General features: G+C 61.3%; 31 protein-coding genes. 16 read left to right on the plus strand and 15 right to left on the minus strand.

The features are described from left to right. Nucleotides 1-179 precede the first annotated feature (179 nt). Together JWU58_RS03890 and JWU58_RS03895 are read left to right on the plus strand one after the other, a co-directional pair. Nucleotides 180-1,064: a sugar nucleotide-binding protein gene (locus tag JWU58_RS03890; RefSeq protein ID WP_038860943.1), complete on the plus strand. Its 885-nt coding sequence runs from the start codon at nucleotides 180-182 to the stop codon at nucleotides 1,062-1,064. Then, on the plus strand, nucleotides 1,057-1,989 hold the full coding sequence (locus JWU58_RS03895) for an NAD-dependent epimerase/dehydratase family protein (RefSeq protein ID WP_206421496.1): 933 nt from the start codon (nucleotides 1,057-1,059) through the stop codon (nucleotides 1,987-1,989). The genes JWU58_RS03890 and JWU58_RS03895 overlap by 8 nt, the downstream gene beginning before the upstream one ends. A gap of 184 nt (nucleotides 1,990-2,173) precedes the next feature. On the opposite strand, the gene JWU58_RS03900 is transcribed toward JWU58_RS03895, so the two are convergent. The 8 genes from JWU58_RS03900 to JWU58_RS27210 all read right to left on the minus strand — a co-directional run bounded on the left by JWU58_RS03900 (nucleotide 2,174) and on the right by JWU58_RS27210 (nucleotide 8,577). After that, a complete protein-coding gene (locus tag JWU58_RS03900) occupies nucleotides 2,174-2,872 on the minus strand; it encodes an OmpW/AlkL family protein (RefSeq protein ID WP_206421497.1) in 699 nt (232 codons plus the stop codon). 220 nt (nucleotides 2,873-3,092) lie between these two features. Then, nucleotides 3,093-3,611 (minus strand): DUF3299 domain-containing protein, encoded by a 519-nt coding sequence (locus tag JWU58_RS03905; protein WP_024014502.1) that lies wholly within the window; start codon nucleotides 3,609-3,611, stop codon nucleotides 3,093-3,095. An 11-nt stretch (nucleotides 3,612-3,622) separates the two neighbouring features. Beyond that, entirely contained in the window at nucleotides 3,623-4,888 is a 1,266-nt protein-coding gene (locus JWU58_RS03910; protein WP_024014501.1) for an ABC transporter permease, read from the minus strand. Nucleotide 4,889: 1 nt separating this feature from the next. After that, nucleotides 4,890-5,600: an ABC transporter ATP-binding protein gene (locus tag JWU58_RS03915; RefSeq protein WP_125925908.1), complete on the minus strand. Its 711-nt coding sequence runs from the start codon at nucleotides 5,598-5,600 to the stop codon at nucleotides 4,890-4,892. Nucleotides 5,601-5,739: 139 nt separating this feature from the next. Next, nucleotides 5,740-6,333: a DUF2796 domain-containing protein gene (locus JWU58_RS03920; RefSeq protein ID WP_133339259.1), complete on the minus strand. Its 594-nt coding sequence runs from the start codon at nucleotides 6,331-6,333 to the stop codon at nucleotides 5,740-5,742. A gap of 155 nt (nucleotides 6,334-6,488) precedes the next feature. Beyond that, nucleotides 6,489-7,055: a hypothetical protein gene (locus tag JWU58_RS03925; RefSeq protein ID WP_038860944.1), complete on the minus strand. Its 567-nt coding sequence runs from the start codon at nucleotides 7,053-7,055 to the stop codon at nucleotides 6,489-6,491. Next, nucleotides 7,052-7,999 carry a CHAP domain-containing protein gene (locus JWU58_RS03930; RefSeq protein WP_056790741.1) on the minus strand — a complete coding sequence of 316 codons (948 nt, stop codon included), beginning with the start codon at nucleotides 7,997-7,999 and terminating at the stop codon, nucleotides 7,052-7,054. The genes JWU58_RS03925 and JWU58_RS03930 overlap by 4 nt, the downstream gene beginning before the upstream one ends. Further along, complete coding sequence (locus JWU58_RS27210; RefSeq protein WP_225914395.1) at nucleotides 7,996-8,577, minus strand: PAAR domain-containing protein; 582 nt, start codon at nucleotides 8,575-8,577, stop codon at nucleotides 7,996-7,998. The genes JWU58_RS03930 and JWU58_RS27210 overlap by 4 nt, the downstream gene beginning before the upstream one ends. A 135-nt stretch (nucleotides 8,578-8,712) precedes the next feature. Here JWU58_RS27210 and JWU58_RS03945 point away from each other — a divergent pair, with 135 nt between their 5' ends. Next, on the plus strand, nucleotides 8,713-9,072 hold the full coding sequence (locus JWU58_RS03945; protein ID WP_136494101.1) for a hypothetical protein: 360 nt from the start codon (nucleotides 8,713-8,715) through the stop codon (nucleotides 9,070-9,072). A 4-nt stretch (nucleotides 9,073-9,076) separates the two neighbouring features. Here JWU58_RS03945 and trxA read toward each other — a convergent pair whose 3' ends face one another. The 3 genes from trxA to JWU58_RS03960 form a co-directional block, all read right to left on the minus strand. Next, the gene (trxA, locus tag JWU58_RS03950; protein ID WP_016772977.1) at nucleotides 9,077-9,949 is read right to left on the minus strand and encodes a thioredoxin; all 873 of its coding nucleotides are present in this window, start codon (nucleotides 9,947-9,949) and stop codon (nucleotides 9,077-9,079) included. A 181-nt stretch (nucleotides 9,950-10,130) separates the two neighbouring features. Continuing rightward, nucleotides 10,131-10,787 (minus strand): class I SAM-dependent methyltransferase, encoded by a 657-nt coding sequence (locus JWU58_RS03955; RefSeq protein ID WP_206421498.1) that lies wholly within the window; start codon nucleotides 10,785-10,787, stop codon nucleotides 10,131-10,133. Then, nucleotides 10,784-11,248 (minus strand): YbaY family lipoprotein, encoded by a 465-nt coding sequence (locus JWU58_RS03960; RefSeq protein WP_042610623.1) that lies wholly within the window; start codon nucleotides 11,246-11,248, stop codon nucleotides 10,784-10,786. The genes JWU58_RS03955 and JWU58_RS03960 overlap by 4 nt, the downstream gene beginning before the upstream one ends. A 128-nt stretch (nucleotides 11,249-11,376) precedes the next feature. Between JWU58_RS03960 and nrdR the strand changes: the two genes are divergently transcribed. From nrdR to JWU58_RS04020, 12 genes are all read left to right on the plus strand, one after another. Continuing rightward, nucleotides 11,377-11,841 carry a transcriptional regulator NrdR gene (gene nrdR / locus JWU58_RS03965; protein ID WP_007910946.1) on the plus strand — a complete coding sequence of 155 codons (465 nt, stop codon included), beginning with the start codon at nucleotides 11,377-11,379 and terminating at the stop codon, nucleotides 11,839-11,841. Further along, the gene (gene ribD, locus JWU58_RS03970) at nucleotides 11,838-12,971 is read left to right on the plus strand and encodes a bifunctional diaminohydroxyphosphoribosylaminopyrimidine deaminase/5-amino-6-(5-phosphoribosylamino)uracil reductase RibD (RefSeq protein WP_206421499.1); all 1,134 of its coding nucleotides are present in this window, start codon (nucleotides 11,838-11,840) and stop codon (nucleotides 12,969-12,971) included. The genes nrdR and ribD overlap by 4 nt, the downstream gene beginning before the upstream one ends. 47 nt (nucleotides 12,972-13,018) lie before the next feature. Further along, entirely contained in the window at nucleotides 13,019-13,681 is a 663-nt protein-coding gene (locus tag JWU58_RS03975; protein WP_016772981.1) for a riboflavin synthase, read from the plus strand. Nucleotides 13,682-13,702: 21 nt separating this feature from the next. Continuing rightward, nucleotides 13,703-14,794, plus strand: a complete 1,092-nt coding sequence (ribBA, locus tag JWU58_RS03980) for a bifunctional 3,4-dihydroxy-2-butanone-4-phosphate synthase/GTP cyclohydrolase II (protein WP_024014490.1) — start codon at nucleotides 13,703-13,705, stop codon at nucleotides 14,792-14,794. A 90-nt stretch (nucleotides 14,795-14,884) separates the two neighbouring features. Next, entirely contained in the window at nucleotides 14,885-15,361 is a 477-nt protein-coding gene (ribH, locus tag JWU58_RS03985; RefSeq protein WP_003228649.1) for a 6,7-dimethyl-8-ribityllumazine synthase, read from the plus strand. Further along, on the plus strand, nucleotides 15,358-15,858 hold the full coding sequence (gene nusB, locus JWU58_RS03990; RefSeq protein WP_024014489.1) for a transcription antitermination factor NusB: 501 nt from the start codon (nucleotides 15,358-15,360) through the stop codon (nucleotides 15,856-15,858). Before ribH ends, nusB begins: the two co-directional genes overlap by 4 nt. Before the next feature lie 27 nt (nucleotides 15,859-15,885). Then, on the plus strand, nucleotides 15,886-16,851 hold the full coding sequence (gene thiL / locus JWU58_RS03995) for a thiamine-phosphate kinase (RefSeq protein ID WP_206421500.1): 966 nt from the start codon (nucleotides 15,886-15,888) through the stop codon (nucleotides 16,849-16,851). Further along, nucleotides 16,848-17,351, plus strand: coding sequence for a phosphatidylglycerophosphatase A family protein (locus tag JWU58_RS04000; RefSeq protein WP_039761886.1), 504 nt, complete (start codon nucleotides 16,848-16,850; stop codon nucleotides 17,349-17,351). The genes thiL and JWU58_RS04000 overlap by 4 nt, the downstream gene beginning before the upstream one ends. A gap of 25 nt (nucleotides 17,352-17,376) precedes the next feature. Continuing rightward, the gene (locus JWU58_RS04005; protein WP_110602950.1) at nucleotides 17,377-18,114 is read left to right on the plus strand and encodes a substrate-binding periplasmic protein; all 738 of its coding nucleotides are present in this window, start codon (nucleotides 17,377-17,379) and stop codon (nucleotides 18,112-18,114) included. Nucleotides 18,115-18,258: 144 nt separating this feature from the next. Beyond that, nucleotides 18,259-18,876: a GTP cyclohydrolase II gene (ribA, locus tag JWU58_RS04010; RefSeq protein ID WP_024014485.1), complete on the plus strand. Its 618-nt coding sequence runs from the start codon at nucleotides 18,259-18,261 to the stop codon at nucleotides 18,874-18,876. Then, nucleotides 18,873-19,292 carry a hypothetical protein gene (locus JWU58_RS04015; protein WP_024014484.1) on the plus strand — a complete coding sequence of 140 codons (420 nt, stop codon included), beginning with the start codon at nucleotides 18,873-18,875 and terminating at the stop codon, nucleotides 19,290-19,292. The genes ribA and JWU58_RS04015 overlap by 4 nt, the downstream gene beginning before the upstream one ends. After that, a complete protein-coding gene (locus JWU58_RS04020) occupies nucleotides 19,292-20,092 on the plus strand; it encodes a cobalamin-binding protein (RefSeq protein WP_206421501.1) in 801 nt (266 codons plus the stop codon). Before JWU58_RS04015 ends, JWU58_RS04020 begins: the two co-directional genes overlap by 1 nt. A 137-nt stretch (nucleotides 20,093-20,229) precedes the next feature. On the opposite strand, the gene JWU58_RS04025 is transcribed toward JWU58_RS04020, so the two are convergent. From JWU58_RS04025 to JWU58_RS04040, 4 genes are all read right to left on the minus strand, one after another. Continuing rightward, nucleotides 20,230-22,089 (minus strand): TonB-dependent receptor domain-containing protein, encoded by a 1,860-nt coding sequence (locus JWU58_RS04025; protein ID WP_206421502.1) that lies wholly within the window; start codon nucleotides 22,087-22,089, stop codon nucleotides 20,230-20,232. Between the two features lie 140 nt (nucleotides 22,090-22,229). After that, complete coding sequence (gene dxs / locus JWU58_RS04030; protein WP_206421503.1) at nucleotides 22,230-24,128, minus strand: 1-deoxy-D-xylulose-5-phosphate synthase; 1,899 nt, start codon at nucleotides 24,126-24,128, stop codon at nucleotides 22,230-22,232. Between the two features lie 91 nt (nucleotides 24,129-24,219). Further along, nucleotides 24,220-25,107: a (2E,6E)-farnesyl diphosphate synthase gene (gene ispA / locus JWU58_RS04035; protein ID WP_125925919.1), complete on the minus strand. Its 888-nt coding sequence runs from the start codon at nucleotides 25,105-25,107 to the stop codon at nucleotides 24,220-24,222. After that, nucleotides 25,104-25,346, minus strand: a complete 243-nt coding sequence (locus JWU58_RS04040) for an exodeoxyribonuclease VII small subunit (protein ID WP_016772991.1) — start codon at nucleotides 25,344-25,346, stop codon at nucleotides 25,104-25,106. The genes ispA and JWU58_RS04040 overlap by 4 nt, the downstream gene beginning before the upstream one ends. A 499-nt stretch (nucleotides 25,347-25,845) precedes the next feature. Here JWU58_RS04040 and JWU58_RS04045 point away from each other — a divergent pair, with 499 nt between their 5' ends. Further along, nucleotides 25,846-26,637 carry a YfaP family protein gene (locus JWU58_RS04045; RefSeq protein WP_024014479.1) on the plus strand — a complete coding sequence of 264 codons (792 nt, stop codon included), beginning with the start codon at nucleotides 25,846-25,848 and terminating at the stop codon, nucleotides 26,635-26,637.

The following is a 26,637-nucleotide window of genomic DNA, read 5'->3' on the forward strand; positions in this document are numbered from 1 at the left end:
GAGCTGGCTTGCCAGCGATGAGGCCGGTTGCCTCAATACAAATCCCCGCATCTACACTTTACGGATGACGGTTGCGCACTAAACCCGCAAAATGCAACGATTCCGGCAATTATCGACGACGGTTCCACGAGAACCGTCGCCAAAGCCATCGTTCCAATCAGACTGGGCCTGCTGACTCTATGCGAATGCGCCTTATGTTACTGGGCGGCGGAAATGCCCTTGGGCAGGCGCTGATTCGCCTCGGTGCGGAAGAAGACATCGGTTTCCTCGCCCCCCGCCCGCCCGAAAACGGCTGGGATGCCGCGAGCCTCACCCAACTGCTCGACGACACCCGTCCCGATGCGTTGATCAACCTCGCCTACTATTTCGACTGGTTCCAGGCCGAGAGCGTCAGCGAAAGCCGCATGAGCGGTCAGGAACGCGCCATCGAGCGGCTGGCCGAACTGTGCCAGCACCACAACATTGTCCTCGTGCAGCCGTCGAGCTATCGCGTGTTCGACGGCTCGCGGGCCACGGCCTACAGCGAAAAAGACGAACCGGTGCCGCTGGGCCTGCGCGGTCAGGCCTTGTGGCGCATCGAGCAAAGCGTGCGCGCGACCTGCCCGCAACATGTACTGCTGCGTTTCGGCTGGCTGCTCGACGACAGCCCGGACGGCACCCTCGGGCGCTTCCTCGCCCGTGCGGAACAACCCGAAGAGTTGCTGCTGGCCGATGATCGGCGCGGCAATCCGACTCCGGTCGATGACGCCGCGCGAGTGATCATCTCCGTGCTCAAGCAACTCGACTGCGCCGCGCCGCTGTGGGGCACTTACCATTACGCCGGCCACGAAGCGACCACACCGCTGGCGCTGGGCCAGGCGATTCTCACCGAAGCACGCAGCCTGCATCCGCTGGCGATCGAAGCACCGACCGCGCAGGCCCACGCCGCGCGCCCGGACGCCGCCGAAGAACCGCAACACGCGGTGCTGGCCTGCAAGAAAATTCTCCACACTTTCGGGATCAAGCCGCGCGCCTGGCGTGCCGCGCTCCCGGGTCTACTGGACAGGTTCTATCGACATGGCTGAAGGAACGGTTCTAATCACTGGCGGCGCCGGATTCATCGGCTCGCACCTGACCGATGCCTTGCTCGCCAAGGGCTATGCGGTACGCGTGCTTGACGATCTGTCGACCGGCAAGCGCAGCAACCTGCCGCTGGACAATCCCAAGGTTGAACTGATGGTCGGCGATGTCGCCGATGCCGCTTTGGTCGCCCGCGCCATGCAAGGTTGCAACGCTGTCGCGCATCTCGCGGCCGTGGCTTCGGTGCAGGCCTCGGTGGACGATCCGGTGAAAACCCACCAGAGCAATTTCATCGGCACCCTGAATGTCTGCGAAGCCATGCGCCTGACCGGGGTCAAGCGTGTGGTGTACGCCTCCAGCGCGGCGGTGTACGGCAACAATGGCGAGGGCGAGTCGATTGATGAAGACACGCCAAAAGCGCCGCTGACACCCTATGCCTCGGACAAACTGGCCGGTGAGCAGTACTTCGATTTCTACCGTCGCCAGCATGGCCTGGAACCGGCAATTTTTCGCTTCTTCAACATCTTCGGCCCACGCCAGGATCCGTCCTCGCCGTATTCCGGGGTGATCAGCATTTTCAGCGAGCGCGCCTCGAAGGGTTTGCCGATCACCGTGTTTGGCGATGGCGAGCAGACTCGCGATTTCCTCTATGTCGGTGATCTGGTCGATTTGCTGGTGCAGGCGCTGGAAAAGCCTGATGTACAGGAAGGCGCGGTCAATATCGGCTGGAATCAGGCGATGAGCCTGAAGCAGATGCTCGAAGCGTTGAAATCGGTAATCGGTGAGTTGCCGCCCGTGAGTTACGGGCCTGCGCGTTCGGGTGATATCCGCCATTCGCGAGCCGATAACCGGCGTTTGCTGGAACGCTTCGAAATGCCGCCGCAGACGCCGATGAGTGTGGGCTTGGCGCGGTTGCTCGGGCGCGGATGAAACAAGCTTTCGGACATGAAAAAGGCGCCCTTCATCAGGCGCCTTTTTCACGGCCGGAATATTGCTATCCCTGTGGCGAGGGGATGTTATCCCCCGATCGACTGCGTACGGTCTTCGTCAGGTCTGTGCCTGCCCGCCACCAAGCCTCATTCACCACCACGTGAACGTTCAGTAAAAAATCGACTTAGAACTTATAGCCCAAACCGACCATGTAGATGAACGGATCGACATCCACATTCACCCGTGCGCGGGTGCCGGGGGCGACGGCGTTGTTCTCGACGGTCGCGCGGGTATCGATATCGATATAGCGCACCTGGGCGTTGAGCATGATGTTGTCGGTGATCATGTAGTCGGCGCCGACCTGCCAGGCCAGACCCCAGGAGTTTTTCGCCTTGAAGTTGCTGAAGCCGTTGGCGCTGGCTTCGCTGCCGACGTGTTCGTCGTAGATCCAGGTGTAGTTGATGCCACCGCCGACATACGGCTGGAAAGCCGATTTCGAATCCAGCGGGTAGTAGACGACGCTGAGGGTCGGCGGCAGGTGTTTCAAGGTGCCCAGCTTGCCGTTGGCGGCGGGCAGGGCGGTGCCCTGGAGCTTGACGTCATGCTCGAACGGCGTGGCTGCCAGCAGTTCGATACCGATGTTGTTGGTGAGCATGTAGGCGAAGTTCAGACCCAGTTGGGTGTCGCTGCTCATGGTCGCCTTGCCGCCCAGATTGGTGCCGCTCAGCGGACCCTGATCGACCTTGACGCTGGAGCTGTCGGCCTTCGGGTTGACGGTGATCGCGCCAGCGCGCACAAGGATGTCACCGGCTTCGTGGGCGTGGGCGAGCGGGGCTGCGAGCGCGAGGGCAAACAGCGAGGCGCTGAGCAAGGACTTGTTCATGGGGGCTCCGAAAGGACATAAAAATTCGATGTCCTAGGGTACGAAGCCGTCTGATACGGTGTTTTGACTCAGCTCAATGAAACAGTGAAGGGGCGGGGTTTTGTGGAACCTTTGAGGGCCTATTCGCGAGCAGGCTCGCTCCCACCTTGGAATGTGATCACCTGTGGGAGCGAGCCTGCTCGCGAAGACGATAGACCAGCCAATACAAAACTACCGGGAATTACTCCGGCAGTTCATACGCATAAATCTTCTCCGCCTCCATCTGATACCCGGCATCGGCCAGCTCACTGCTCGAGGCTTTCACCTGCAACGGTCCTTCAACCCAGTACGGCTGATACAGCTCATCAAGCTTCACGCCCAGTTCGCTTTTCACATGGACGATCTGGTTCGACGGCGGTGGCGGTACGTGGATGCAGGCGCCGAAATACGGCACCAGCAAAAAGTCGGTGGTGCGCCCCTCTTCGCTGACTTCCAGCGGCACGATGTAACCGGGCAGGCGAATGTTCTGTCCGTCGAGGCTCTTCACGACCGGCGCATTCGGCATGTCCTGCTTGGCCGCCGGCGCGGACTCGGCAGAGAGTGCGTCGCCCATCTTCGACAGGTCGTGCAGCGGGGTCATGTTCGGCACTTCCGGCGCGGCGTCCGGCGGGATCATTTCCGACCATGTCAGGTCTTTCGGCGCCGCCGCCCACACGGGCAGGGCGACCAGCATCAGCAGCGCAAGCAGGGCGCGGGGCATGGTGAACGTCCTCATAAACGGATCGACAGGCCATCGGCCAGGGATTGGCGATACGCGCGCCAGGCCGGCACGCTGCCCATCAGCAGCGCGGCCGCCAGAATGCCACCGAGCAGCGTCCATTCATACTCGCTCGGCCATGCCAGCGGCAGGTACAAACCGTAATTGGCCTGCACGTACCCTTGCGCAGCGGCGATGCCGACGTACAGCAACGCCAGCCCGGCAATCACCCCGGTCAGCGCCAGGGCGAAAGCTTCCAGCACCAGCAGGCTTGCGATGTGCCACGGCCGTGCGCCCACCGAACGCAGAATCGCCATCTCGCGGCGACGCTCGTTGAGGCTGGTGAGAATCGCCGTGAGCATGCCGATCAGCCCGGTCAGCACAACGAACAGCGAGACCACGAACAAGGCTTTCTCGGCCGTACTCATCAGGCTCCACAATTCCTGCAAGGCCACGCCCGGCAGGATCGCCAGCATCGGTTCGCCCCGGTATTCGTTGATCTCGCGCTGCAAGGCGAAGGTGGAAATCTTGCTGTTGAGGCCGAGCATGAACGCGGTGATCGCTTGCGGGGTCAGGTCCATGTTGCGCGCCTGATCAGCGCTGATCCGCCCGTTGCCGCGCGCCGGCACGCCGTTGTGCCAGTCAATGTGGATCGCCTCCATGCCGCCGAGGCTGATGTGCAACGTGCGGTCCACCGGCGTGCCGGTACGCTGGAGGATGCCGACCACGGTGAAGGGTTTGTCGTCGTGCTTGACCAGGCTGATCGCCGCCACGCCGTGGGCCAGTACCAGTTTGTCGCCGAGCTTGTAGTGCAGCGCTTCGGCGACTTCGGCGCCGAGCACCACTTCGAAAGGATCGGTGGCAAACGCGCGACCGTCGGCCAGCGCCAGGTGTTGCTGGCGCCCGTACTGGTAGTGCTCGAAGTAGGCTTCGGTGGTGCCCATCACGCGATAGCCGCGATGGGAATCGCCGAGGGACATGGGGATTGCCCACTTCACTTTCGGGTTGTTGGCGAAGTGTTCAAAGCTGTCCCAACGGATGTTGTTGGTAGCGTTGCCGATGCGGAACACCGAATACAGCAGCAGGTTTACCGACCCCGAACGAGCACCGACGATCAGGTCAGTGCCGCTGATGGTGCTGGCGAAACTGGCCTTGGCTTCGGTGCGCACGCGCTCGACGGCGAGCAGCAGGCACACCGACAGGGCGATGGCGAAGGCGGTGAGCAATGCGGTGAAACGGCGGTTGGCCAGGCTGGCCATGGCCAGACGAAACAGATACATCTCAGACCTCGGCGGACGTGGCGGCGCGATTGAGTTCGGCCAGGGACAGATGACGGTCGAACAGCGGCGCCAGGCTCTGGTCGTGGCTGACGAACAACAGACTCGATCCGGCCTCGCGACACTCGGCAAACAGCAGGCGAATGAAGTTCTCGCGGGCGTCGTAATCCAGTGCCGAGGTTGGTTCGTCGGCGATCACAAGTTCCGGTTGGCCGATCAACGCGCGGGCGGCAGCGACCCGTTGTTGCTGGCCGATGGACAAGGAGTCGGCGCGGCGACTGAGCAGGCTTTCGTCCTTCAGACCCAAGTGCGCGAGCAGGGTGGCGGCGGCCTGATCAACGCTGCCGTGGCGCTGTTTCGCCCGTTGCGCACGCAGTTTCGAGAAGTGACACGGCAACTCAACGTTCTCGCGCACCGAGAGAAACGGCAGCAGGTTGAATTGCTGGAAAATGTAGCCGGTGTGATCGACACGAAACGTATCGCGCTTGCCGGCAGACAGTTCGGTCAGCTCCTGGCCGAGCAGGCGAATGCTGCCGCGACCGGGCTTCTGCACCCCTCCGAGCAGGCCGAGCAGAGTGGTCTTGCCGCTGCCGCTGGGGCCTTTGAGAAACAGGGTTTCGCCGGCTTCCAGACGAAACGCCGGGATCTCCAGCAGCGGCGGGTGACCGGGCCAGTTGAAGCCAAGGTCGGAAAGTTCGATGAGTGCTTGGGTCATGGCACCGATTTTCATGAAGTGAACACATAACCCTGTGGGAGCGCGCCTGCTAGCGAAAGCGCTGGGTCAGACACCCACATGTCAGCTGACACGCCGCCTTCGCGAGCAGGCTCGCTCCCACAGGGGATTTCGGTGGATCCTAGAATTTCAGCGCAGCCGACTTGGCCGTCACTTCGGTACCTTGCTGGCCGGTCGCGCTGATCAGTTGTACCTGAATCTTCTGCGTCGCCGGGAAGGTCTTGAAGATGTTCGTCAGGTTCAGCGTGTTCAGTGCCCCCGGTGTGGCGCAGCTGAATTGGTAATGCGCATGGATTTCGCTGTGGTCGTGGTGATGCTCGTGACCGTCCTTGTCCGCTTCATCTTCGTCGTGATCATCGGCGTCCGGCTTGTCGCCGAACAGCGGGCTTTCCAATTCCTGGCTGACCACCTTGCAGCCGGCCGCAGCGGGCAGACTGAACAGGGCCAATGGTTTTTCCAGTTGCGCCCGAGCGGCAGCGACTTTGGCCTTGTCGGCATCGGACGTGGCGGCGTGTTCAAAACCGACCAGATTCATCGCCGGGCTTTCCAGCTCCAGCTCTAGGGTCTGACCATCGAGCGCGGCGTTCAGGCGACCCACACCATGTTCGTGAGCGCCGAGGCTGCCGTGCTCATGATCATGATCGTGCTCATCAACCGCATGGGCAGCGGCCAGCGGCAACAGGGCAAACGGCAAAGCGAGCAGCAAACGACGCATGACGGACTCCGAGAAAAATGAAAAGTTTGTTATGTAATCTTATAACGAAAGTCCGCAGAGTGTGCCCGTGCGCTTGAGATTGCGCAAGACATGGCTAAGCACCGCCCGGGATGAGTTCGCGGGCGGTGCTGGGATTGGATGTCATGCTTGCAGAATCAGAAGCCTGCGCCGGGATAGTCGAACCAATAGTGTCCCGAAAGAACATCGTTGATCAGATTTGCGTCGAGCACGCTCGGCGCATCGCGACTGAAACGCTGTCGCCAAGCCGGAAGCCACCAGTAGTTGATGGCTGTTCCGCGCGGAAATACCACCAGAGTCAGCACCTCCTTATCCATTTTGCCCTGCGTGTAGAGTTGATGACTGCGATCCATCAGGGCCATGTACTGGTCGATTGGCAGTCTGAACATAAGTGCCATGGTGAAGATTTTTTCACTCTGACTGAACGCCGGACTCTGCAGTACCCGCAATGCTTCGCAAGTGTGTGAATTCGGTTGACTCGCTATGCTCTGGCCTTCGGGGGTTGAAAGTATGTCGAAACGATCATCCATGTCTCGCCAGTCGGTCCGGTTATTGCGCTCAAAGTAATCACGAATAACAAGGGTCAGTGGACCTGCAGTTTCCCCGTCAGCGGGACAAGCCGAAAGATCGGCAGGCAACCAGATGCGCCATGCCACGATGAGCAAAAACGGAATTATGAGGAGGAGCGAATAAGGGCGTTTCATTGTGGCGTGCTGTGTTTATAGCGTCGGAAAATAGTGAAGTCATGGTCGCTGGGATTTGCATTACCGGTCGCATGGCGAAAACCTGCGTCGTTAACTTCAACTTTTTCCCACCCTGCAGAAATGCATACGCCCTTCGTTAGAACGAAGCCGACATGGCCGCTGGCGTCGGAATAATTCATTGCGTAAGCGCCGACGTCCCCGGGCAACGGCGTGCGCTCGACTTTCCAGCTATTGAGCAATCGTTGTCCATTCGCCCATTCACCCGCAAGCGGAGGACTAACCTTGGAGAAATATGGCAGGTATTTCGATTTGCCATGTTCAATCAACGCCACGTTGACCCCAATTGCGGTCAGCACGTCGTAGACGAACAGATTGCATTTATTTGTGTTTGGTGGAAATTCCACGCTCTGCCTGAGAGTAGGGTGTGGCAGCGACTTTTTGCTTTTATTCCCTGCCCACTGTGTTGATCCCCGGTGTGACAGCGCCTCCATCAGTATCCTGCGCGGCATGTCCTGAATGACGACTTTCACCGTTCGGGTTTCATTTGTACGTTTCACACCATATTCGACTTCGTAGAACGCGTCGTTCGAGACAGCGCCGCTGGTCGTTAGCGGGACTTTTACCCACGGTGATATCGCTACGATCGAAAGAGACTTCCCTGGATTCAACGTAGCAGTGTGCATACCTTTTTTTGTACCGGAGTTCCCCACAATCTGAACCGTCACTTCGTGGGTGTCTCGGGTTTTGATCGACGGTAGTTCCTTGCCCGCGAGCGTTATAGCGATCTGGCCGTTTTTGGATATCAATGAATAAATGCGAGGCCTGTCATCGTTTTGAACGATGTTGTCATCTACGACCTGACCGTCGATAAGCAGCTGAAATTTTACGCCTGGCGGTGGCTGCATCAGAAAGTCTTTAAAGATGAGTTTGATTTCCGATTTCATGACAAATCCTGTGTCAGGGGCTCTTCATAGGCATAGAAAGTCCATTCGGAATCTTCCCCTACCAACAGGGTGTCGTAATCCGAAGCGTTTTTTACCGGGTGTTCGCAGCCTTCGCCTGTGAGGTTGCAAGTGCTGTCTTGTAAAACGGCAACCTTCGCCTTGTCCTTGATTTTGTAAGCCCAACCTGGCTTTTCCGTGTCATCAAGGCGTTCGATGATGACCTGCAAGTAGCGATAAGAGGTCAGGGCAGCAATCGGTGGCCCCATGTCAATTGGAGCGGGCCGGCCAATTCCTGCGAAACCACTGTGTTGCTGAGTGAGCAGCTTATTGGTCATAGGCGGACAACCGCAGGCGACGTAGTCACCCTCTAGCGCAGCTGGTCCGGCAGGTAAAATCAGCGTTCTTTCACCCACTGCTACGATGGGGCCTTTGCCAGGCCCACAGACCGGACAACTGGCGAGTTGTCCAATGGAAGCGATTATTCTTCCTTCGATATTGAGGTTCTCATTTCCTTCAAGTATCACGCCACCTGTAGAGGTCGGGCCTCCTTTAGAGGCCAGTTTTCGTCCTGAAGACATTGGGAATCCTTCCCGCAAAAAGAGATTAATTTAGCCGATTAACCGGGAATTACCAGATGTGTTTGGCGCCCTTTACTTGGCGTTGCACAAGTCCCGTGGGAGCATGCAGGTCAGAAAAATGCAGGAGCGAACTCGATGTTGCGGATACGCGGAACGGTCGGCGAGGTGCCGGTGGATTTGACGGTGGAGCTGGATGACAGCGATTGGGCGAGGCTGGGTTCGGCGCTGAGCGGGCAGGCGCCGGTCGTGCAGTCTGAGGCAGTGGCGTCGGCCCCGGCGGCGAAGCCGGTGAATCAGGACGATGCGCTGTGGCAGGTGGCCAAAGACTTGCTGCGCAACGCCGGGCAACTTAGCGGGCCGGATCTGCTCGATCAGTTGGAGGCGCTCACCGGCAGTGCGGCAGCGGGCAAGCGTTTGCTGGTGCGTTTGCGCCACAGTGCCGATGTGAAAGTGGCGAGCGGCGGGGATACGCCGCTCTATAGCTGGATCGGGTGAGGCCTTAATACAGCGCCGCAAACACTTTGCGACGGTAAGCCGTCACCAACGGATGATCATTGCCCAGCAGTTCGAACACCTGCAGCAAGGTCTTGTGCGGCAAGCCTTCGCCGTAGCTGCGGTTGCGGATGAATAGCTTCAGCAGGGCGTCCAGCGCCGCTTCGTATTGCTGGCGCGCCAGTTGCTGGATCGCCAGTTGGTACACCGCTTCATCATCCTGCGGATTTTGCGCCAGGCGGCTTTTCAGGTCGGCGGCGTCCGGCAGGTCGCGGGCGAGGCCGAGGAACTGGATCTGCGCCTTGGCCCCGGCGAGTGCGGCTTTGTGCTCATCGCTCTTGACCGCGTCGAGCACGGTTTGCGCTTCGCCCAGCTCACCGCGTTCGGTCAGGCAGCGTGCGTAAAGGATCAGCGCTTTGGCGTTGGTATTGTCTTCATTGAGAATGGTCACCAGCACCGCTTCCGCCTCGGCGAAGTGACCTTCGTCGAACATCGCCTGAGCCTGTTCGAACGGGTCGGCAGCGGCCGGTGGCGGCATCTGCACATGCGGTTCGAGCAGGGCGCGCACGGCGGATTCCGGTTGTGCCCCGGCAAAGCCGTCGACCGGCTGACCGTCCTTGAACAGCACCACGGTCGGCAGGCTGCGAATGCCGAAGCGGGCGACGATGTCCTGCTCGATGTCGCAGTTGACCTTGGCCAGCAGCAACTCGCCCTGATAGCTCTCGGCAATGCCCTGCAGCATCGGCATCAACGCCTTGCACGGCGCACACCATTCGGCCCAGAAATCCACCAGCACCGGTTTGTTGAAGGAGGCTTCGATCACCGACTGGTCGAAATCGGCAGTCGTGGCGTCGAAGATGTACGGCGTTTGCTGACTCATGGGGGATCTCGTCAAAGCGTGGATGGGCTCACTATAAAGCTTCGCGAGGGGCTGCTGAAAGCTGTAACACTGATCGTTCCCATGCTCCGCGTGGGAATGCCTCCGGTGACGCTCTGCGTTACGCCGTACGAAGGGACGCGGAGCGTCCCGGGCTGCATTCCCACGCAGAGCGTGGGAACGATCATGCGCGGGTGGCGTGGTAAAGGCTCACATGCCGAAACTCTTCCGGCTCGGCCAGATCCGGCAAGGTCATCGCCTCGAGCACTTCAATTCGCTCATACAACGGATGACGAAAATCCCGCACCCGTGAATCCGCCACCAGCGCTTCGCGTCCGCGACTGAGAAACGCGTCGAGCAACGGCAGATTGGCGCGGTCATACAACACGTCGGCAACCAGAATCAGATCGAAGCGATCGGCCTCGGCAAAGAAATCCGTCGAATAACTCATCTGCACATCGTTGAGCTCGGCGTTCGCCTTGCACGCGGCGATCGCCAACGGATCGAGATCGCAGGCCACCACTTCCAGCGCCCCGGCCTTCACCGCCGCGATGCCGGCGATCCCGGAACCGGCGCCGAAATCCAGCACGCGCTTGCCGCGCACCCACTCTGGAAACTGTGCCAGATAACGCGCCACGGCCAAGCCGCTGGCCCAGCAAAAACTCCAATACGGCGGTTCATGCAGGATCCGCTGGGTTTCTTCCTGGCTGAATTCGCGGGCCATGTTGTCGCCGTCGATCAACCACAGCTGCAAATCAGTGCCCGGCAACGCACAGGCTTTCAGTCTGGCGTCGCCGAGCAATTCCCCCAAGGCCTGTCGCAGGTCGAGCGGTGCTGTCATGGCGCTTTGACGAATTGCAGCTGGCCCAAAGCCTGAGTGGTCGGTTGAGTGATGGTCTGCGACGGCAGGTGCAGAATCAGTTGTCCGGACTGGCTCGCGCGACCGCGCAGTTCAACCCGTGCGCCGGCCGGAAATGCCTCGGGGTTGAAGCGCAGGTGAAACGGCAGGATCTGGTTGTTGCCGATCAGGCTGGAACTGGCGAGCAATTGTTGCGGGCGATCCTTTTCATCGATCACCAGCAGCGCCAGTTCGACCTCGGCGCCGGCCGGCACGCCCTGCAGGGTGCCGCTCAATTCGCGCTGATGGGCTGGCAGCGGGCCGAGTTCGGCGGCCTCTTTGGCTTTTTTCTGCGCCTGTTGCGGCGCGGGGCCTGGGGTCGGCGGTTGCGGCTTGGGTGCGTCGCTGCCACAGGCCACCAGCAGGCTGAAAAGACTGAGCAGAACGAGCGGACGTAACGGCATTGGAGGCTCCGGCAGAATGAATTCCATGGATCAGACGATCATGCCGTTCTGTATACCGCAAAGCCTATGGCTTGTCTTGCCACGGGGATGCGCTACCATGGCCCTCCCATTTTTTGTTGCCAGCCACCATGCACTGTCCCTTCTGCGGTGCCAACGACACCAAGGTCATCGACTCGCGTCTGGTCGCCGAGGGCGAACAGGTGCGCCGCCGGCGTGAATGCCTGGCCTGCGGCGAACGTTTCACGACGTTCGAGACGGCCGAACTGGTGTTGCCGCGCCTGATCAAAACCGACGGCAGCCGCCAACCGTTCGACGAAGAAAAACTCCGCGCCGGCATGCAACGCGCGCTGGAGAAACGTCCGGTCAGCGTCGAGCGCCTCGAATCCTCTCTGGTCCATATCAAGCACAAGCTGCGCGCCACCGGCGAACGCGAGGTCAAATCCCTCGTGGTCGGCGAGCTGGTGATGGCCGAGCTGCAAAAGCTCGATGAAGTCGCCTATATCCGTTTTGCCTCGGTGTACAAGCGCTTCCAGGACCTCAATGAATTCCGCGAAGAGATCGACCGCCTCGCCCGCGAACCGGTGAAAGAATGACCACCGCCGCCGAGCAGGCGATCCTCGACGCCCACTTCATGGCCCGCGCGCTGGAACTGGCGCGCAAAGGCCACTACACCACCCATCCCAATCCGCGAGTCGGTTGCGTGGTGGTGCGTGACGGCCAGATTGTCGGCGAAGGCTGGCATGAGCGCGCCGGCGAACCCCATGCCGAAGTCCACGCCCTGCGCGCCGCTGGCGAGCAGGCCCGGGGCGCCACGGCGTATGTGACCCTCGAGCCTTGCAGCCACCACGGGCGCACGCCGCCGTGCGCCGATGCCTTGGTGACCGCTGGCGTTGCCCGGGTCGTGGCGGCGATGCGTGATCCCAATCCGCAAGTCGCCGGGCGCGGTTTGCAGCGCCTGGCCGAGGCCGGTATCGCCACCGAAAGTGGTGTGCTGGAGGCTGAAGCACGCAAGCTCAATCAAGGTTTTCTGAAACGCATGGAACATGGCTTGCCGTTCGTGCGGGTCAAGCTGGCCATGAGCCTCGACGGGCGCACAGCGATGGAAAGCGGCGAGAGCCAATGGATCACCGGCCCGGCGGCGCGTTCAGCGGTACAGCGTTTGCGCGCTGAGGCGGCAGTAGTGCTGACCGGCGCCGACACGGTGCTGGCCGATGGCGCGCGGTTGACCGTACGCGCGGACGAATTGGGCCTGAATACCGAGCAAACAGCGCTGGCCATGAGTCGCCCGCCATTGCGCGTATTGATCGACGGCCGCCTGCGGGTGCCGCTGGATGCACCGTTCTTCAAGGCCGGGCCGGCGCTGGTCGCCACCTGTGTCGCGGTCGAGGAGCAATATGCCAATGGCCCGGAATGCCTGATCGTGCCGGGTGACGACGGCCAGGTCGATCTGCATCAATTGCTCATCGAACTGGCTCATCGTGGCACCAATGAGGTGCTGGTCGAGGCCGGGCCGCGTCTGGCCGGCGCCATTGCGCAACTGGGGCTGGTCGACGAATTCGTGATCTTCATTGCCGGCAAGTTCCTTGGCTCCACGGCGCGTCCGCTGCTCGACTGGCCGCTGGCGCAGATGAAAGATGCGCCGGAACTGAAAATCACTGAAATCCGCGCGGTGGGCGATGACTGGCGAGTCACTGCGATCCCTGTCCCTTCGGCCCGCGTATAATTCCCGGCCATTGCGTTAGCGCTGGCCTCGTTCTCAAGGAGAACCCCATGTTCACCGGCATCATCGAATCCATCGGCAGTATCCGCGCACTGACCCCAAAGGGCGGTGATGTACGGGTGCACGTCGCAACCGGCAAGCTCGATCTGAGTGACGTCAAACTCGGCGACAGCATCGCGGTCAACGGCGTTTGCCTGACCGCCGTCGAGTTGCCGGGCGACGGCTTTGCCGCCGACGTCAGCCGCGAAACCCTCGATTGCACCGCCATGAATGACTTGAAAAGCGGCAGCCCGGTCAATCTGGAAAAAGCCCTGACCCCGACCACTCGCCTCGGCGGGCATCTGGTCAGCGGCCACGTCGATGGTGTCGGCGAAGTGGTATCGCGCAGCGACAATGCCCGCGCCGTGGAATTTCGCATCCGCGCGCCGAAAGAGCTGGCCAAGTACATCGCCCACAAAGGCTCGATCACCGTCGACGGCACCAGCCTGACCGTGAACGAAGTCGATGGCGCCGAATTCATGCTGACGATCATTCCGCACACCCTCAGCGAAACCATCATGGCTTCATACAAGCCGGGCCGCCGGGTGAATCTGGAAGTCGACCTGCTGGCGCGTTATCTGGAGCGTCTGCTGCTGGGCGACAAGGCCGCCGAGAAGACCGCCGGCAGCACCATCACCGAAAGCTTTCTGGCCCAAAACGGCTACCTCAAATAATTCAAAAGAAGGGGGTGCCTTGTGGCGCTCAATAGCATCGAAGAACTGGTTGAAGACATCCGCCAAGGCAAGATGGTTATCCTCATGGATGACGAAGACCGCGAGAACGAAGGCGACCTGATCATGGCCGCCGAATGCTGCCAGGCCGAACACATCAACTTCATGGCCAAGCACGCCCGTGGCCTGATCTGCATGCCGATGAGCCGCGAGCGCTGCGAACTGTTGAAGCTGCCCCTGATGGCGCCGCGCAACGGTTCCGGTTTCGGCACCAAGTTCACCGTTTCGATCGAAGCTGCCGAAGGCGTGACCACCGGCATCTCCGCCGCTGACCGCGCGCGCACCGTGCAAGCGGCTGCCGCTAAAGACGCCAAGGCTGAAGATATCGTCAGCCCGGGCCACATCTTCCCGCTGATGGCGCAGGCCGGCGGCACCCTCGCTCGCGCTGGCCACACCGAAGCCGCCTGCGACCTGGCGCGCATGGCCGGTTTCGAGCCGAGCGGAGTGATCTGCGAAGTGATGAACGACGACGGCACCATGTCCCGTCGCGCTGAACTCGAAGCATTCGCCGCCGAACACAACATCAAGATCGGCACCATCGCCGACCTGATCCACTACCGGATGATCCACGAACGTACCGTTCAGCGGATTGCCGAGCAGCCGCTGGACAGCGAACTGGGCCAATTCAACCTGGTGACCTATCGTGATTCGGTGGAAGGCGACGTGCACATGGCCCTGACGCTGGGCACTGTCTGCGCTGAAGAACCGACGCTGGTTCGCGTGCACAACATGGACCCGCTGCGCGATCTGCTGATGGTCAAGCAACCGGGCCGCTGGAGCCTGCGCGCCGCCATGGCTGCGGTCGCCGAGGCCGGCAGCGGTGTGGTGCTGCTGCTCGGTCACCCGCTCGATGGCGACGTGCTGCTGGCGCATATCCGTGAAACCGGTGAGCAGGCAACGCCGAAAAAACCGACCACCTACAGCATCGTCGGGGCCGGTTCGCAGATCCTGCGTGACCTCGGCGTGCGCAAAATGCGCTTGATGTCGGCACCAATGAAATTCAATGCGATATCCGGTTTCGATCTGGAAGTTGTAGAATACGTGCCCTCCGAATAATGACCGGCTGTTTCCGGACTCCAATTCGCGGCAAATAATCACTGAGGGGCGCGTAGCAGACGCGTCCCGGCTCTTTAAGAGAACTGACGAATGACCCTGAAGACCATCGAAGGTACCTTCATCGCCCCCAAAGGCCGCTACGCTCTGGTAGTGGGCCGCTTCAACAGCTTCGTGGTTGAAAGCCTGGTCAGCGGTGCCGTTGATGCCCTGGTTCGCCACGGCGTGAGCGAAAGCGACATCACCATCATCCGCGCGCCGGGCGCCTTCGAAATCCCGCTGGTTGCGCAGAAAGTCGCCCAGAAAGGCGAGTTCGCAGCGATCATCGCCCTTGGCGCGGTCATTCGTGGCGGTACTCCGCACTTCGAATACGTAGCTGGCGAGTGCACCAAAGGCCTGGCCCAGGTCTCCATGGAATTCGGCGTACCGGTCGCGTTCGGCGTGCTGACCGTCGATTCCATCGAGCAAGCCATCGAACGTTCCGGCACCAAGGCCGGTAACAAAGGTGCCGAAGCTGCCCTGTCCGCTCTGGAAATGGTCAGCCTGCTGGCGCAGTTGGAGGCCAAGTGATTAGCGACGAAAGCGATCGTTTCAACCCGCGCGATCCGAAACCTGCGGATGCCGGCAAGCCGTCGAAGAGCGCCAAGCGTCGTGAAGCCCGTCAGCTCGCGACTCAAGCGCTGTACCAGTGGCACATGGCCCGGCAATCGCTGAACGAGATCGAAGCGCAGTTTCGCGTTGATAACGATTTCACCGATGTCGACGGCGCCTACTTCCGTGAAATCCTTCACGGGGTTCCGCAGTTCAAGACCGAAATCGACACCGCCCTGACGCCGTGCCTGGATCTGGCGATCGAAGAGCTCGACCCGGTTGAACTGGCGGTTCTGCGCCTGTCGACCTGGGAACTGCTCAAGCGCGTCGACGTGCCGTACCGCGTTGTGATCAACGAAGGTATCGAACTGGCCAAGGTGTTCGGTTCGACCGACGGCCACAAGTTCGTCAACGGTGTGCTCGACAAGCTGGCCCCGCGCCTGCGTGAAGCTGAAGTGAAGGCGTTCAAGCGCTGATCGGCGCTTGAATACTTTTTCTCGGCCATGGGCGAGTTTGAGCTGATCCGCAATTTCTTCGCCGCCGCGCCTTGTGCGCAGGGCGGCGAAGGCGTTGCTCTGGGGATCGGCGACGACTGCGCCTTGCTGGCGGTTCCCGCTGGGGAACAGTTGGCGGTTTCTACCGATACGCTGGTGGCCGGTGTGCATTTCGCCGACCCCTGCGATCCGTTTCTGCTCGGTCAGCGCTCGCTGGCCGTCGCGGTCAGTGACCTGGCCGCCATGGGCGCCGCGCCCGTTGCCTTTACCCTTGCCCTGACCTTGCCGACGGTGACTGCCGATTGGCTGCAAGCCTATGCCCGGGGTTTGAACCGCATGGCGCAAAGCTGCGGCGTCGCGCTGGTCGGCGGCGATACCACGCGCGGACCGTTGAGCCTGACGGTCACCGTGTTCGGCCGCGTACCCGCTGGCCAGGCCTTGACCCGCAGCGGTGCGCAGGCCGGTGATCTGCTCTGCGTCGGCGGCAAACTGGGCAATGCCGCCGGCGCCTTGCCGCTGGTTTTGGCTCAACGTGATGCCGAAGCGCATATCGCCCAGCCGCTGCTCGAGCATTACTGGTCGCCGCAGCCGCAACTGGCCCTCGGTCAGGCCCTGCGCGGCAAGGCCACGGCGGCACTGGACATCTCCGACGGCCTGCTCGCCGATTGCGGGCATATCGCGCTGGCGTCGAAGGTGCGACTTGAGATTGAACGCGAGCGTGTACCGTTGTCGGATGCTTTAGTCGCGTTTCTCGGCCAGCGCGGTGCCGAGCGCGCGGCATTGAGCGGTGGTGATGATTACGTACTGGCCTTCACCTTGCCGTCCGCCGAGTTGCCGGCACTGCTGGCCGACGGCTGGCCGATTCATGTGATCGGCCGTGTGCTGCCGGGCCAGGGCGTGCTGCTGCTGGACCGCGACGGGCGCGACATCACTCCGCAGATTCGCGGCTACCAACATTTTCAGGAGACACCGTGACAGATCACCCGAAACAGGTCCCTGCCGAATTCGTGCCTCCTTCGGTCTGGCGCAATCCGTGGCATTTCCTCGCGTTCGGCTTCGGCTCCGGTACCTTGCCAAAAGCGCCGGGCACGTGGGGCTCGCTGGTGGCGCTGCCGTTCATTCCGCTGTGGCAGATGCTGCCCGACTGGGGCTACTGGCTGATGCTCGGCATCACCATGCTGTTCGGCTTCTGGCTGTGCGGCAAAGTCGCTGACGATTTGCGCGTGCACGACCACGAAGGCATCGTCTGGGATGAAATGGTCGGCATGTGGATCACCCTGTGGCTGGTGCCGGAAGGCTGGTACTGGTTGCTCGCGGGTTTTCTGGTGTTCCGCTTCTTCGATATCCTCAAGCCGTGGCCGATCCGCTGGATCGACAAGCACGTGCATGGCGGCGTCGGCATCATGCTCGACGACGTGCTGGCCGGTGTGTTCGCCTGGCTGGCGATGCAAGGGCTGGTCTGGGTATTCGCCTGATTCGACTCACGTGAGGAAACACGCAATGCTGCGACGCAGGTTGGCGCTGCTGCTTCTGGCTCTGCTGGGCACGTTCGCCCATGCGCAGGCCGCCGCGCCCGTGCCTGGGGTGATCCATCTGGCCAGCGAAGACTGGGAGGATTACACCGCCGCCGATGGCCATGGTCTGGCCTGGGACGTGTTGCGCAAAGTGTTCGAGCCGGCCGGGGTCAAGCTGGATATTCGCACGGTGCCGTACACCCGTTCGATCGGGCTGGTGCAGTTGAAGGAGGTCGACGCACTGGTCGGCTCCTACCGCGACGAAGCCGAGCACGTGCTGTACCCGCAATCGAAGTTCGATTCTGATCACATCTACGCGCTGGGCCTGGCGAGCAGCCCGCCGCCGACCCAGGCGACCTTGGGCAAATATCGTCTGGCCTGGGTGCGCGGCTACCGCTACGAGAACTACTTGCCGAACATCCAGCGTTTCAACCAGATCGAACGACGTACCGGCATTCTGCTGATGCTCAAGCAGGGCCGGGCGGATTACTACATCGATGCGCTGACCGAGATTGAAGCGGTCGTGCGCGATGCCGCGGATCCAGCGCAGTATCGCTATTCGCATCTGGCTGAGTTGCCGCTGTTTCTCGGTTTCGCCGATACCCCACAGGCTCGCGCGTTGATGGCGCTGTATGACCGCCGCATGGCGGAGCTGGTCAAGAGCGGAGAGTTGAAGCCGGTCTTCGAGAAGTGGCAGCAGCCGTATCCGTTTGATCCAAAATGATCACAATGTCCTGTGGGAGCGCATGGCAACTGTCATCAAACTTTTTGATGGTTATGCCCGATAATTCAGCCTAAGCGTCCACAGGAACCTGCTGTTACAATGCCCGCCTGCGAATTTTCAGTCTTCTAGATCAGGAGCACATCGGTGCCTGTCGTCTTCGTCGCCGCTTCCAAGCTGCCAACGCCTTTTGCGCAATTCACCATGCACGGCTTTCTCGATGAGAGCACCGGGCGTGAGCACGTCGTGCTGAGCCTCGGTGAAATTGCCGATGGCGCCCCGGTACTCGGTCGCCTGCATTCCGAATGCCTGACCGGCGATGCCTTGTTCAGCCAGCGTTGCGACTGCGGCTCGCAATTAGAGGCAGCTTTGCAGGCGATTGCGCGCGAAGGCCGTGGCGTGTTGCTGTATCTGCGTCAGGAAGGGCGCGGCATCGGGCTGCTGAACAAGATCCGCGCCTATGAATTGCAGGACGGCGGTGCCGACACCGTGGAAGCCAACGAGCGTCTGGGCTTTGCCGCCGATCAGCGCGACTACGCCATGTGCCTGCCGATGCTTGAGCATCTGGGCGTGAAATCCCTGCGCCTGATGACCAACAACCCGCGCAAGGTCAAAGCGCTGACCGACATGGGCATCGTCGTCGCCGAGCGCGTGCCGCTGCACACCGGGCACAATCCGCACAACAAACTCTATCTGGCGACCAAGGCCAGCAAGCTCGACCACATGATGGGCAACGAGCATCAGGGCGAGGTTGACCGCGCGTGACCCGTGGCCAGGTGCGGCGGCGGTTGTCGGTGGCCTGGTGGCAATACCTGGCGCTGGCGCTGTTGCCGCTGTTCGTGCTCAACGCGCTGTTCGGTGAAGGCCAGGGCCTGCTGCCAGTGCTGGCAATGCCTTTGTTCATCGCCGGCGTCGCCTCGATGTTTGTCAGCCTGAAGTATTTCGCCCGCTACAAACACGCCCTGATCGCCACGCAAAAAGCCCTCGATACCGCCGATGAACCCGCCGCCTGGATTGCCCTTGCGGCGCGTCGGCGTGCGGCGTTGCTGGTGGCGTCTTTGCCGGCCTGGATCGGCGCACTGTCGGTATTCGTCGGCCTCGAAGCCGTGCCATTGATGCTGCTGGCGCTGTCCACTGCCGTGCTGTTCTACCTCTACCGTATTCCGCGTCAACTCGGTTGATGCATCGCCTGTGGCTGGCGGTTCTGCTGCTCGCCCTGAGCAGCCCGGTGCTGGCTGCATTGCGGGTGGTCAGCCTCGCCCCCTCACTGTCTGAAATCGTCGTTGAACTGGATTCCGCTGACCTGCTGGTCGGCGTACTGGATGCGGGCGAGCGGCCGGCGGCGATAGCGGATGTTCCATCAGTGGGCCGCTACGGCCAGCTCGACATGGAGCGCTTGCTCAGCCTGAAACCGGATTTGCTGCTGCTCTGGCCCGGCAGTGTTGGCACCGGGCAGCGTGATCAGCTCAAGCGCCTGAACATTCCGACCTTCGTCGCCGAGCCGCACACGTTGACGCAACTCGCGGCGCAGATCGAAGCCATTGCCGAACAGCTCGGGCGTCCTGAACGCGGGGCGAAACGGGCGGCCGAATTGCGCAAACAACTGGATGACCTTCGTCAGCGTTATCGTCGTGATGTGCCGCTGCGGGTGTTTTATCAAGTCTGGGACAAACCGCTATACACCGTGGGTGGCGGGCAGATCATCAGCGATGCGCTTGAGGTGTGCGGCGCGCTCAATGTCTTCGCCGAGCTGAATCTGCCGGCACCGCAGGTGAGTATCGAGGCGGTATTGCAGCGTGATCCGGAAGTGATTGTCGCCGGTGATCAGGCGCAGCTAGGGGCGTGGAAAACCTGGCCGCAGGTGGCGGCGGTCAGGCAGGGGAGACTGCTATTGGTCACTGACAAAGGCCTTGAGCGACCGAGCGGGCAGATGATCAGCGCCACCGCCAAGCTTTGCCAATCGATCGCGCCGGATCGGTAGACCGCATCGCCTGTATTCGCGAGCAGGCTCGCTCCCACACTGGATTTTCGCTGAAAACAAACTGTGTGGCCGCACTCAGTCTATTGTGGGAGCGAGCCTGCTCGCGAAGAGGTCAGCCAGCCAATACAAATCTCAGCTCAGAGTTCAGGGGTCCACGTCACCCCGAACATCCACGCCCGACCTTCCTCACGATAGCCATACTGCGCGCCGTCATAGCTGTAATTCGCCCGGCTGTAGCCCTTGTCCAGCAGGTTATCCACCTTCAGATCCAGCTTGATCTCACGGCTCAGCGCCCAACTGCTGCGCAGTCCAAGCGTGCCGTAGCCGCCCAGCGACTGAGTGTTGTTCAAATCATCGTAACTGCCGCTGACCAATTGCCAGCTGGCGCCGAGACCCAAGCGATCAAACTGCCGATCCAGATCCCAACTGGCCGTGCGCCGCGCCCGTCGCGCCAGCGTATGCCCGGTATCGCGATCACGTGGGTCAATGATCGCCACGCCAAGATTGCTCTGCCAGCCAAACAGCTCGTGCTTCAACGCTGCTTCAAAACCGTTGATGCGCGCTGACGCAACGTTCTGTGGAGGCCTGCCGTCGGCGTAGATAATCGCGTCCTTCAAGTCTATTTGGTAAAGCGAGGCCTCTACACGGCTATTTTCACCGAGCTTGCTGCGCCATTGCAGTTCGTAGCTCTTTGAGGTTTCGGGTTTCAGATCCGGGTTGCTGTAGCTCGGGTAGTACAGGTCGTTGAAGGTCGGCGCGCGGAAACCTTCGCTGTAGCTCAGCAGCACGTCGTTATCCGGATTGAGCGGCAGGGTGAAGGTGCCACTCCAGGAATTCTCACTGCCGAATTGCTCATTGTCATCGTGACGCAGGCCCAGCTCCGTAGAGAAGCTGTCGGCCTCATAGCGATGCTGGATGAACGCTGCGCGGTTCCAGCGGCTGTCCTCGTCGAATGCAGTGCTGCTGTTGACCCGGTCTTCGTACCAGTCACTGCCCACGATCAAGCTGTTGCGCGCATCGAGCGCCAGGTCGTTCTGCCAGTTCACCGAGTCGCGATAAGTGTTGAAGACATAGTGTTCGTCGAAGAGTTTATCCAGCGTCTTCTCGCGGTTTTCGGTATGGCCGAACTCGACGCGGGTTTTCCAGATGTTGTTGACCCGCGCATCAAAGTAGTTACTAACGCTACTGACGTTGAAGTCACTATAGGGCTGCTGTTGCACCGATCCGGACGGACTGTCGAATTCGCTCCTGCCACGGTTATCCAGCAGATTGGCGCCGACTTCGACGTCATCGGTCAGCGCGTGGCTGAGGCTCAGGCTCAGGGATTTGTTGCGGTAGGCGTCATGGTCGCTGTCGCTTGGATACGACTCGTGGGTACGGTCGAGCCCGGCCGTTTCGTCGAGGCTGGCGCCGAGGTTGAAACGGGTTTTGTCGTCACCGCCGGACAAGCCGAGGCTGCGTTCCCATGTCTGCTGACTGCCAAAGCCCACATGCAGGCGTGGCTGCAAGCCTTGCTCGGTGCCGCGCCGGGTGAAGATCTGGATCACCCCGCCAATCGCGTCGCTGCCGTAAATCACCGAGCGTGAACCACGCAGCACTTCGACGCGCTCGATCTGCTCGATGTTCAGATGTTGCAGGTTACTGTCGCCGGAAGTCGAGTTACCGATGCGCTGGCCATCGACCAGCACCAGGCTCTGCGCCGATTGCGTGCCGCGAATGTAGATCCCCGGCAGACTGCCGCGCCCGCCGGTCTGCGCCACTTGCACGCCGGGCACGCGCCGCAGCAGATCGGGCACGTCGCTTGGTTGCAGGCGATCGATGTCTTCGCGGGTGAACACGGTGTTGGCGGCGCTGCTGTCGTTGCGCGCCTCGACCTGACGATTGGCGCTGATCAGCGTGTCCGGCAGCTTCAGCGCCTGTTCGCGTTCGAATGTATCGGCAAGGACGCTGGCGGTTGGCAGCAGGAGGAAGGGCAGGGCGAGGCGCGAGAGGTTCATGGACAGTCCAACGGGAGTTTCAGGTGTACACAAATCAAATGTGGGAGCGAGCCTGCTCGCGAAGGCGGTGTATCAGTCAGTTCGTCTTTGACTGACAGTCCGCTTTCGCGAGCAGGCTCGCTCCCACAAGGGTATTGCGTTTATTGGGCGAGCAATGCCTGGCGCTGGCGAATCGACGCTTCGATCCCGGCCTCATCCAGCCCGCACTCGGCAAGCATCTGCGCCGGTTTCGCATGCTCGACGTAAATGTCCGGCAAGCCCAGATGCAGCATCGACTTGAGAATGTTCTCGCGGGCGAGGAATTCGCTGACCGCGCCACCGGCGCCGCCCATGATCGCGTTCTCTTCGATGGTCACCAGCAACTCGTGGCCACCGGCGATCTCGCGCACCAGCGCTTCATCCAGCGGTTTGACGAAACGCATGTCGACCACGGTGGCGTCGAGCTTCTCGGCGACTTTCAAGGCTTCGCTCAGTTGCACGCCGAACACCAGCATGGCGACCTTGCTGCCCTGACGACGGACGATGCCCTTGCCGATTTCGATCGCTTCGAGATCTTTTTCGATGACTGCATTCGGGCCGCTGCCGCGTGGGTAACGCACTGCCGCCGGGCCATTGTAGAGGTGGCCGGTGGTGAGCATTTTGCGCAATTCGTTTTCATCGCTCGGGGTCATGATGAGCATGCCCGGGATGCAGCGCAGGTAGGACAGGTCATAGCTGCCAGCGTGGGTCGGGCCGTCTTCGCCAACCAGGCCGGCGCGGTCGATGGCGAACAGCACGTCCAGGTTCTGCACCGCGACGTCGTGTACCAATTGGTCGTAACCGCGTTGCAGGAACGTCGAGTAGATCGCCACTACCGGTTTCGCGCCTTCGCAGGCCATGCCGGCAGCGAAAGTGACCGCGTGCTGCTCGGCAATCGCCACGTCGAAATAACGCTCGGGGAAGCGCTCGCTGAATGCCACCAGATCCGAGCCTTCCTTCATCGCCGGGGTAATTCCGACCAGACGAGCGTCAGCCGCCGCCATGTCGCACAGCCACTCGCCAAACACCGCCGAATACTTCGGCCCGCTGACGGCTTTCGGCGCAGCGGCGGGGGCGTCCAGTGGTTCGAGTTTGGTGATGGCGTGGTAACCGATCGGGTCGACTTCCGCCGGGGCGAAGCCTTTGCCTTTCTTGGTGACGATGTGCAGGAACTGCGGGCCTTTGAGATCGCGCATGTTGCGCAGCGTGGCGATCAGGGTTGGCAGATCGTGGCCGTCGATCGGGCCGATGTAATTCCAGCCCAGCTCTTCGAACAGGGTGCCGGGGACCAGCATGCCCTTGGCATATTCTTCGGTGCGACGGGCGATTTCCCACGCGCCGGGCAGGCGCGAAAGGACTTTCTTGCTGCCCTCGCGCATGCTCGCGTAGGTGCGGCTGGACAGGATCTTCGCCAGATAATTCGACAACCCGCCGACGTTGCGCGAGATCGACATATCGTTGTCGTTGAGGATCACCAGCATGTTGGCGTTGACTTCCGGCGCATGGTTCAGCGCCTCGAAAGCCATGCCGGCCGTCAGCGCACCGTCGCCGATCACGGCGATGGCCTTGCGATCGCTGTCCTGCAGACGGGCGGCAATGGCCATGCCCAGCGCAGCGCTGATCGAGGTGCTGGAGTGGCCGACGCCGAAGGTGTCGTACTCGCTCTCGGAGCGGCGCGGGAACGCGGCAATGCCGGCCTTTTGACGCAGGCTGGCCATGCGCTCGCGGCGACCGGTGAGGATCTTGTGCGGATACGCCTGATGCCCGACGTCCCACAGCAGACGGTCGTCCGGGGTGTCAAAGACGTAATGCAACGCGATGGTCAGCTCGATCACGCCCAGGCCGGCACCGAAATGCCCACCGGTCTGGCCGACCGTGTAGAGCAATTCCAGGCGCAACTCATCGGCCAGGGTTTCCAGCTCGGCTTCGCCTAACCGGCGCAGGCTGTCCGGCGTGTTCGCACGGTCGAGCAGGGGCGTGGTCGGGCGCTTGCGGGGAATCTCATGAAACGTCGTGGGCATCAGGCGAATCGTTATAGGTATAAAAGATGCGGCAGTTTACCTGATGCATCGGCCCCTGCCCACGCGTTGGTCTTTTTTGGCCGATACGCCGTCAGTTGCGCCGCTCGACGATATACCGGGCCAGCTCGCGCAACGGCTCGGCGGCCGCGTCAAACGGTCGCAGCGCCTGCAAGGCCTGATCGCGCAGTTCCAGAGCATAGGCCTTGGCGGCGTCGAGGCCGAGCAGGGCCGGGTAGGTCGGCTTGTCGCGGGCGATATCGGCGCCCTGGCGTTTGCCGAGGGTCGCGGTATCGCTTTCCACGTCGAGGATGTCGTCCTGCACCTGAAAGGCCAGGCCGATGGCCTGTGCATAAGTCTGCAACGCCTGAAGCTGATCAGGCTGGGCGCGGCCGCTGGCCAGGGCGCCGAGCCTGACGCTGACTTCAATCAGCGCGCCGGTCTTGTGCCGGTGCATTTGTTCGAGGGCTGTTTGATCGAGCTTGAGACCGACCGAACCCAGATCGATGGCCTGACCACCGACCATGCCCGCCGGACCGGCTGCATGGGCCAGCGCCGTGACCATCTGCAGACGGATGTCGCTGCTGCAATCGCTCAGGCGCGGATCGAGCAGGGCGCTGAAGGCCAGGCTCTGCAAGCCGTCACCGGCGAGGATCGCGCAGGCTTCGTCGAATTTCTTGTGGGTCGTCGGCTGGCCGCGACGCAGATCGTCATCGTCCATCGCCGGCAAATCGTCATGCACCAGCGAGTAGGCGTGGATCAACTCGACCGCACAGGCCGCGCCGCTGGCCTGTTCAGCCTGGCCACCGAGGGCTTCGCACGCCGCGTAAGCCAGCAACGGACGCACGCGTTTGCCGCCGTTCATCACGCTGTAGCGCATCGCTTCGTAGAGCCGCGCCAGTTCCGGCAGCGGCGCGTTGAACAGCGTCTCCAGCGCCGCGTTGACCCGGGCCTGACTGCTCGCCGAATACGCCGCGATCATTCTGGCTCATCCGCGTCGAAGGGTTCCTCGGCGAGCTCGCCATCGCGCTCCAGCAGCACCTGCACTTTCTGCTCGGCCTGGGCCAGCGCCGCCTGGCAGTCACGGGTCAGGCCGATGCCCTGCTCGAAAGCGGTCAGCGAGTCTTCCAGCGACAATTCACCGTTCTCCAGACGCTCGACCAGTGTTTGCAGGTCGGCGAGGGATTGTTCGAAATCCAGTGCAGCTTTTTTGCGGGCCATGGCGGCAATTTCCGGTAGACGTTAAACCGGCGCGACACTAGCAGATAGGGGGGGTATGGGCAAATGAGGCGCCCTACCCAAAGCCGCGCACATGACCCCCGTGGCGAGGGGATTTATCCCCGCTGGGTTGCGTAGCAACCCTAAAACCAGACAACCGATACTCTCAGGAAAATCGAAGTCGCCGGTTTTACGACTGCTGCGCAGCCGAGCTGGGATAAATCCCCTCGTCACAAAGTTAATGTGAAGTTTCGGGGCTGAGGCTTATTCGGCTCATTTTATGAGCCGAATAACTTCGCTATTCGGCTCACGCCCTCTCGAAAGCGAGATTCCTACAGCAATCACACATGTATCCGATTGTTAAAAAACTGCCGAATCGCTACTCTTCGCGGCTTCTACGGCCCCGACAGTTGCGGGGCATTCAGACGAAACGCAGTTCACCGCTGTGAAGTACCGAGGATCGGGTGCAAGGTTTCGTTCAAGGCATGGCAGGAGGCGTCACATGCGTTCATTTCTTTTGCTGCTGATCGGCCTCGCCTGCGCGCCTGCGCTGTGGGCCGCGCCGACTGCGCAGTTGTCCGAGCCGGTCGGCGGCTGGCGTTATCACGGCCTGCTCGATCGTTCGGAAAATCCGCAGGTCGCCTACCCGACGCCGCCGATCGATCGCGGCATTCAGCGCAATCGCACGATGATCCAGGGCCAGCTCAAGGCTCTGGGGCATATGCGTCCGCCGCACAGTCTCGCCGTCAACGGCAATCCATTGAATCTGTACACCGACGATCAGGGGCGTTTTGCCCGGCCCTACGCATTTGGCGCCGGTTCCAACAGCGTCGAAGTGATCAGCGCCGAAGGCCAGTCGCTCAAGCGCGTGCAATTTTATGAAGCAAATAATCTGCGCACGCCGGCGAAGATTCGTCTTGTCTTGGGATGGGACGACCCGAAAGCCGAGCTGGATCTGCATATTGTCACCCCCGACGGTCAGCATGCCTTTTGGGCACGGCCGGCGCTGAGCAATGGCGGCGGCCTCGACCCGGATGGTGTCGACGGCCCCGGCCCGGAAATGTTCACCATGACCGCGCCGCTGCACGGCACGTATCTGGTCTACGTCAACTATTGGGGCAACTACGGCGATGGTGGCTATAACTTCGAGGAAACCAGTAACCAGAACGAGGTGATCACCTCGCAGATCACACTGGTGCTCAACGAAAACACCGTCGACGAAAAACGCGAAACCTTCATCGTGCCCCTGCGGGCGATCGGTGATCTGCTGCTGGTCAAGACTTTCAACTATTAA

This window comes from Pseudomonas atacamensis (assembly GCF_017167965.1).
GTDB classification, from domain to species: Bacteria; Pseudomonadota; Gammaproteobacteria; order Pseudomonadales; family Pseudomonadaceae; genus Aquipseudomonas; species Aquipseudomonas atacamensis.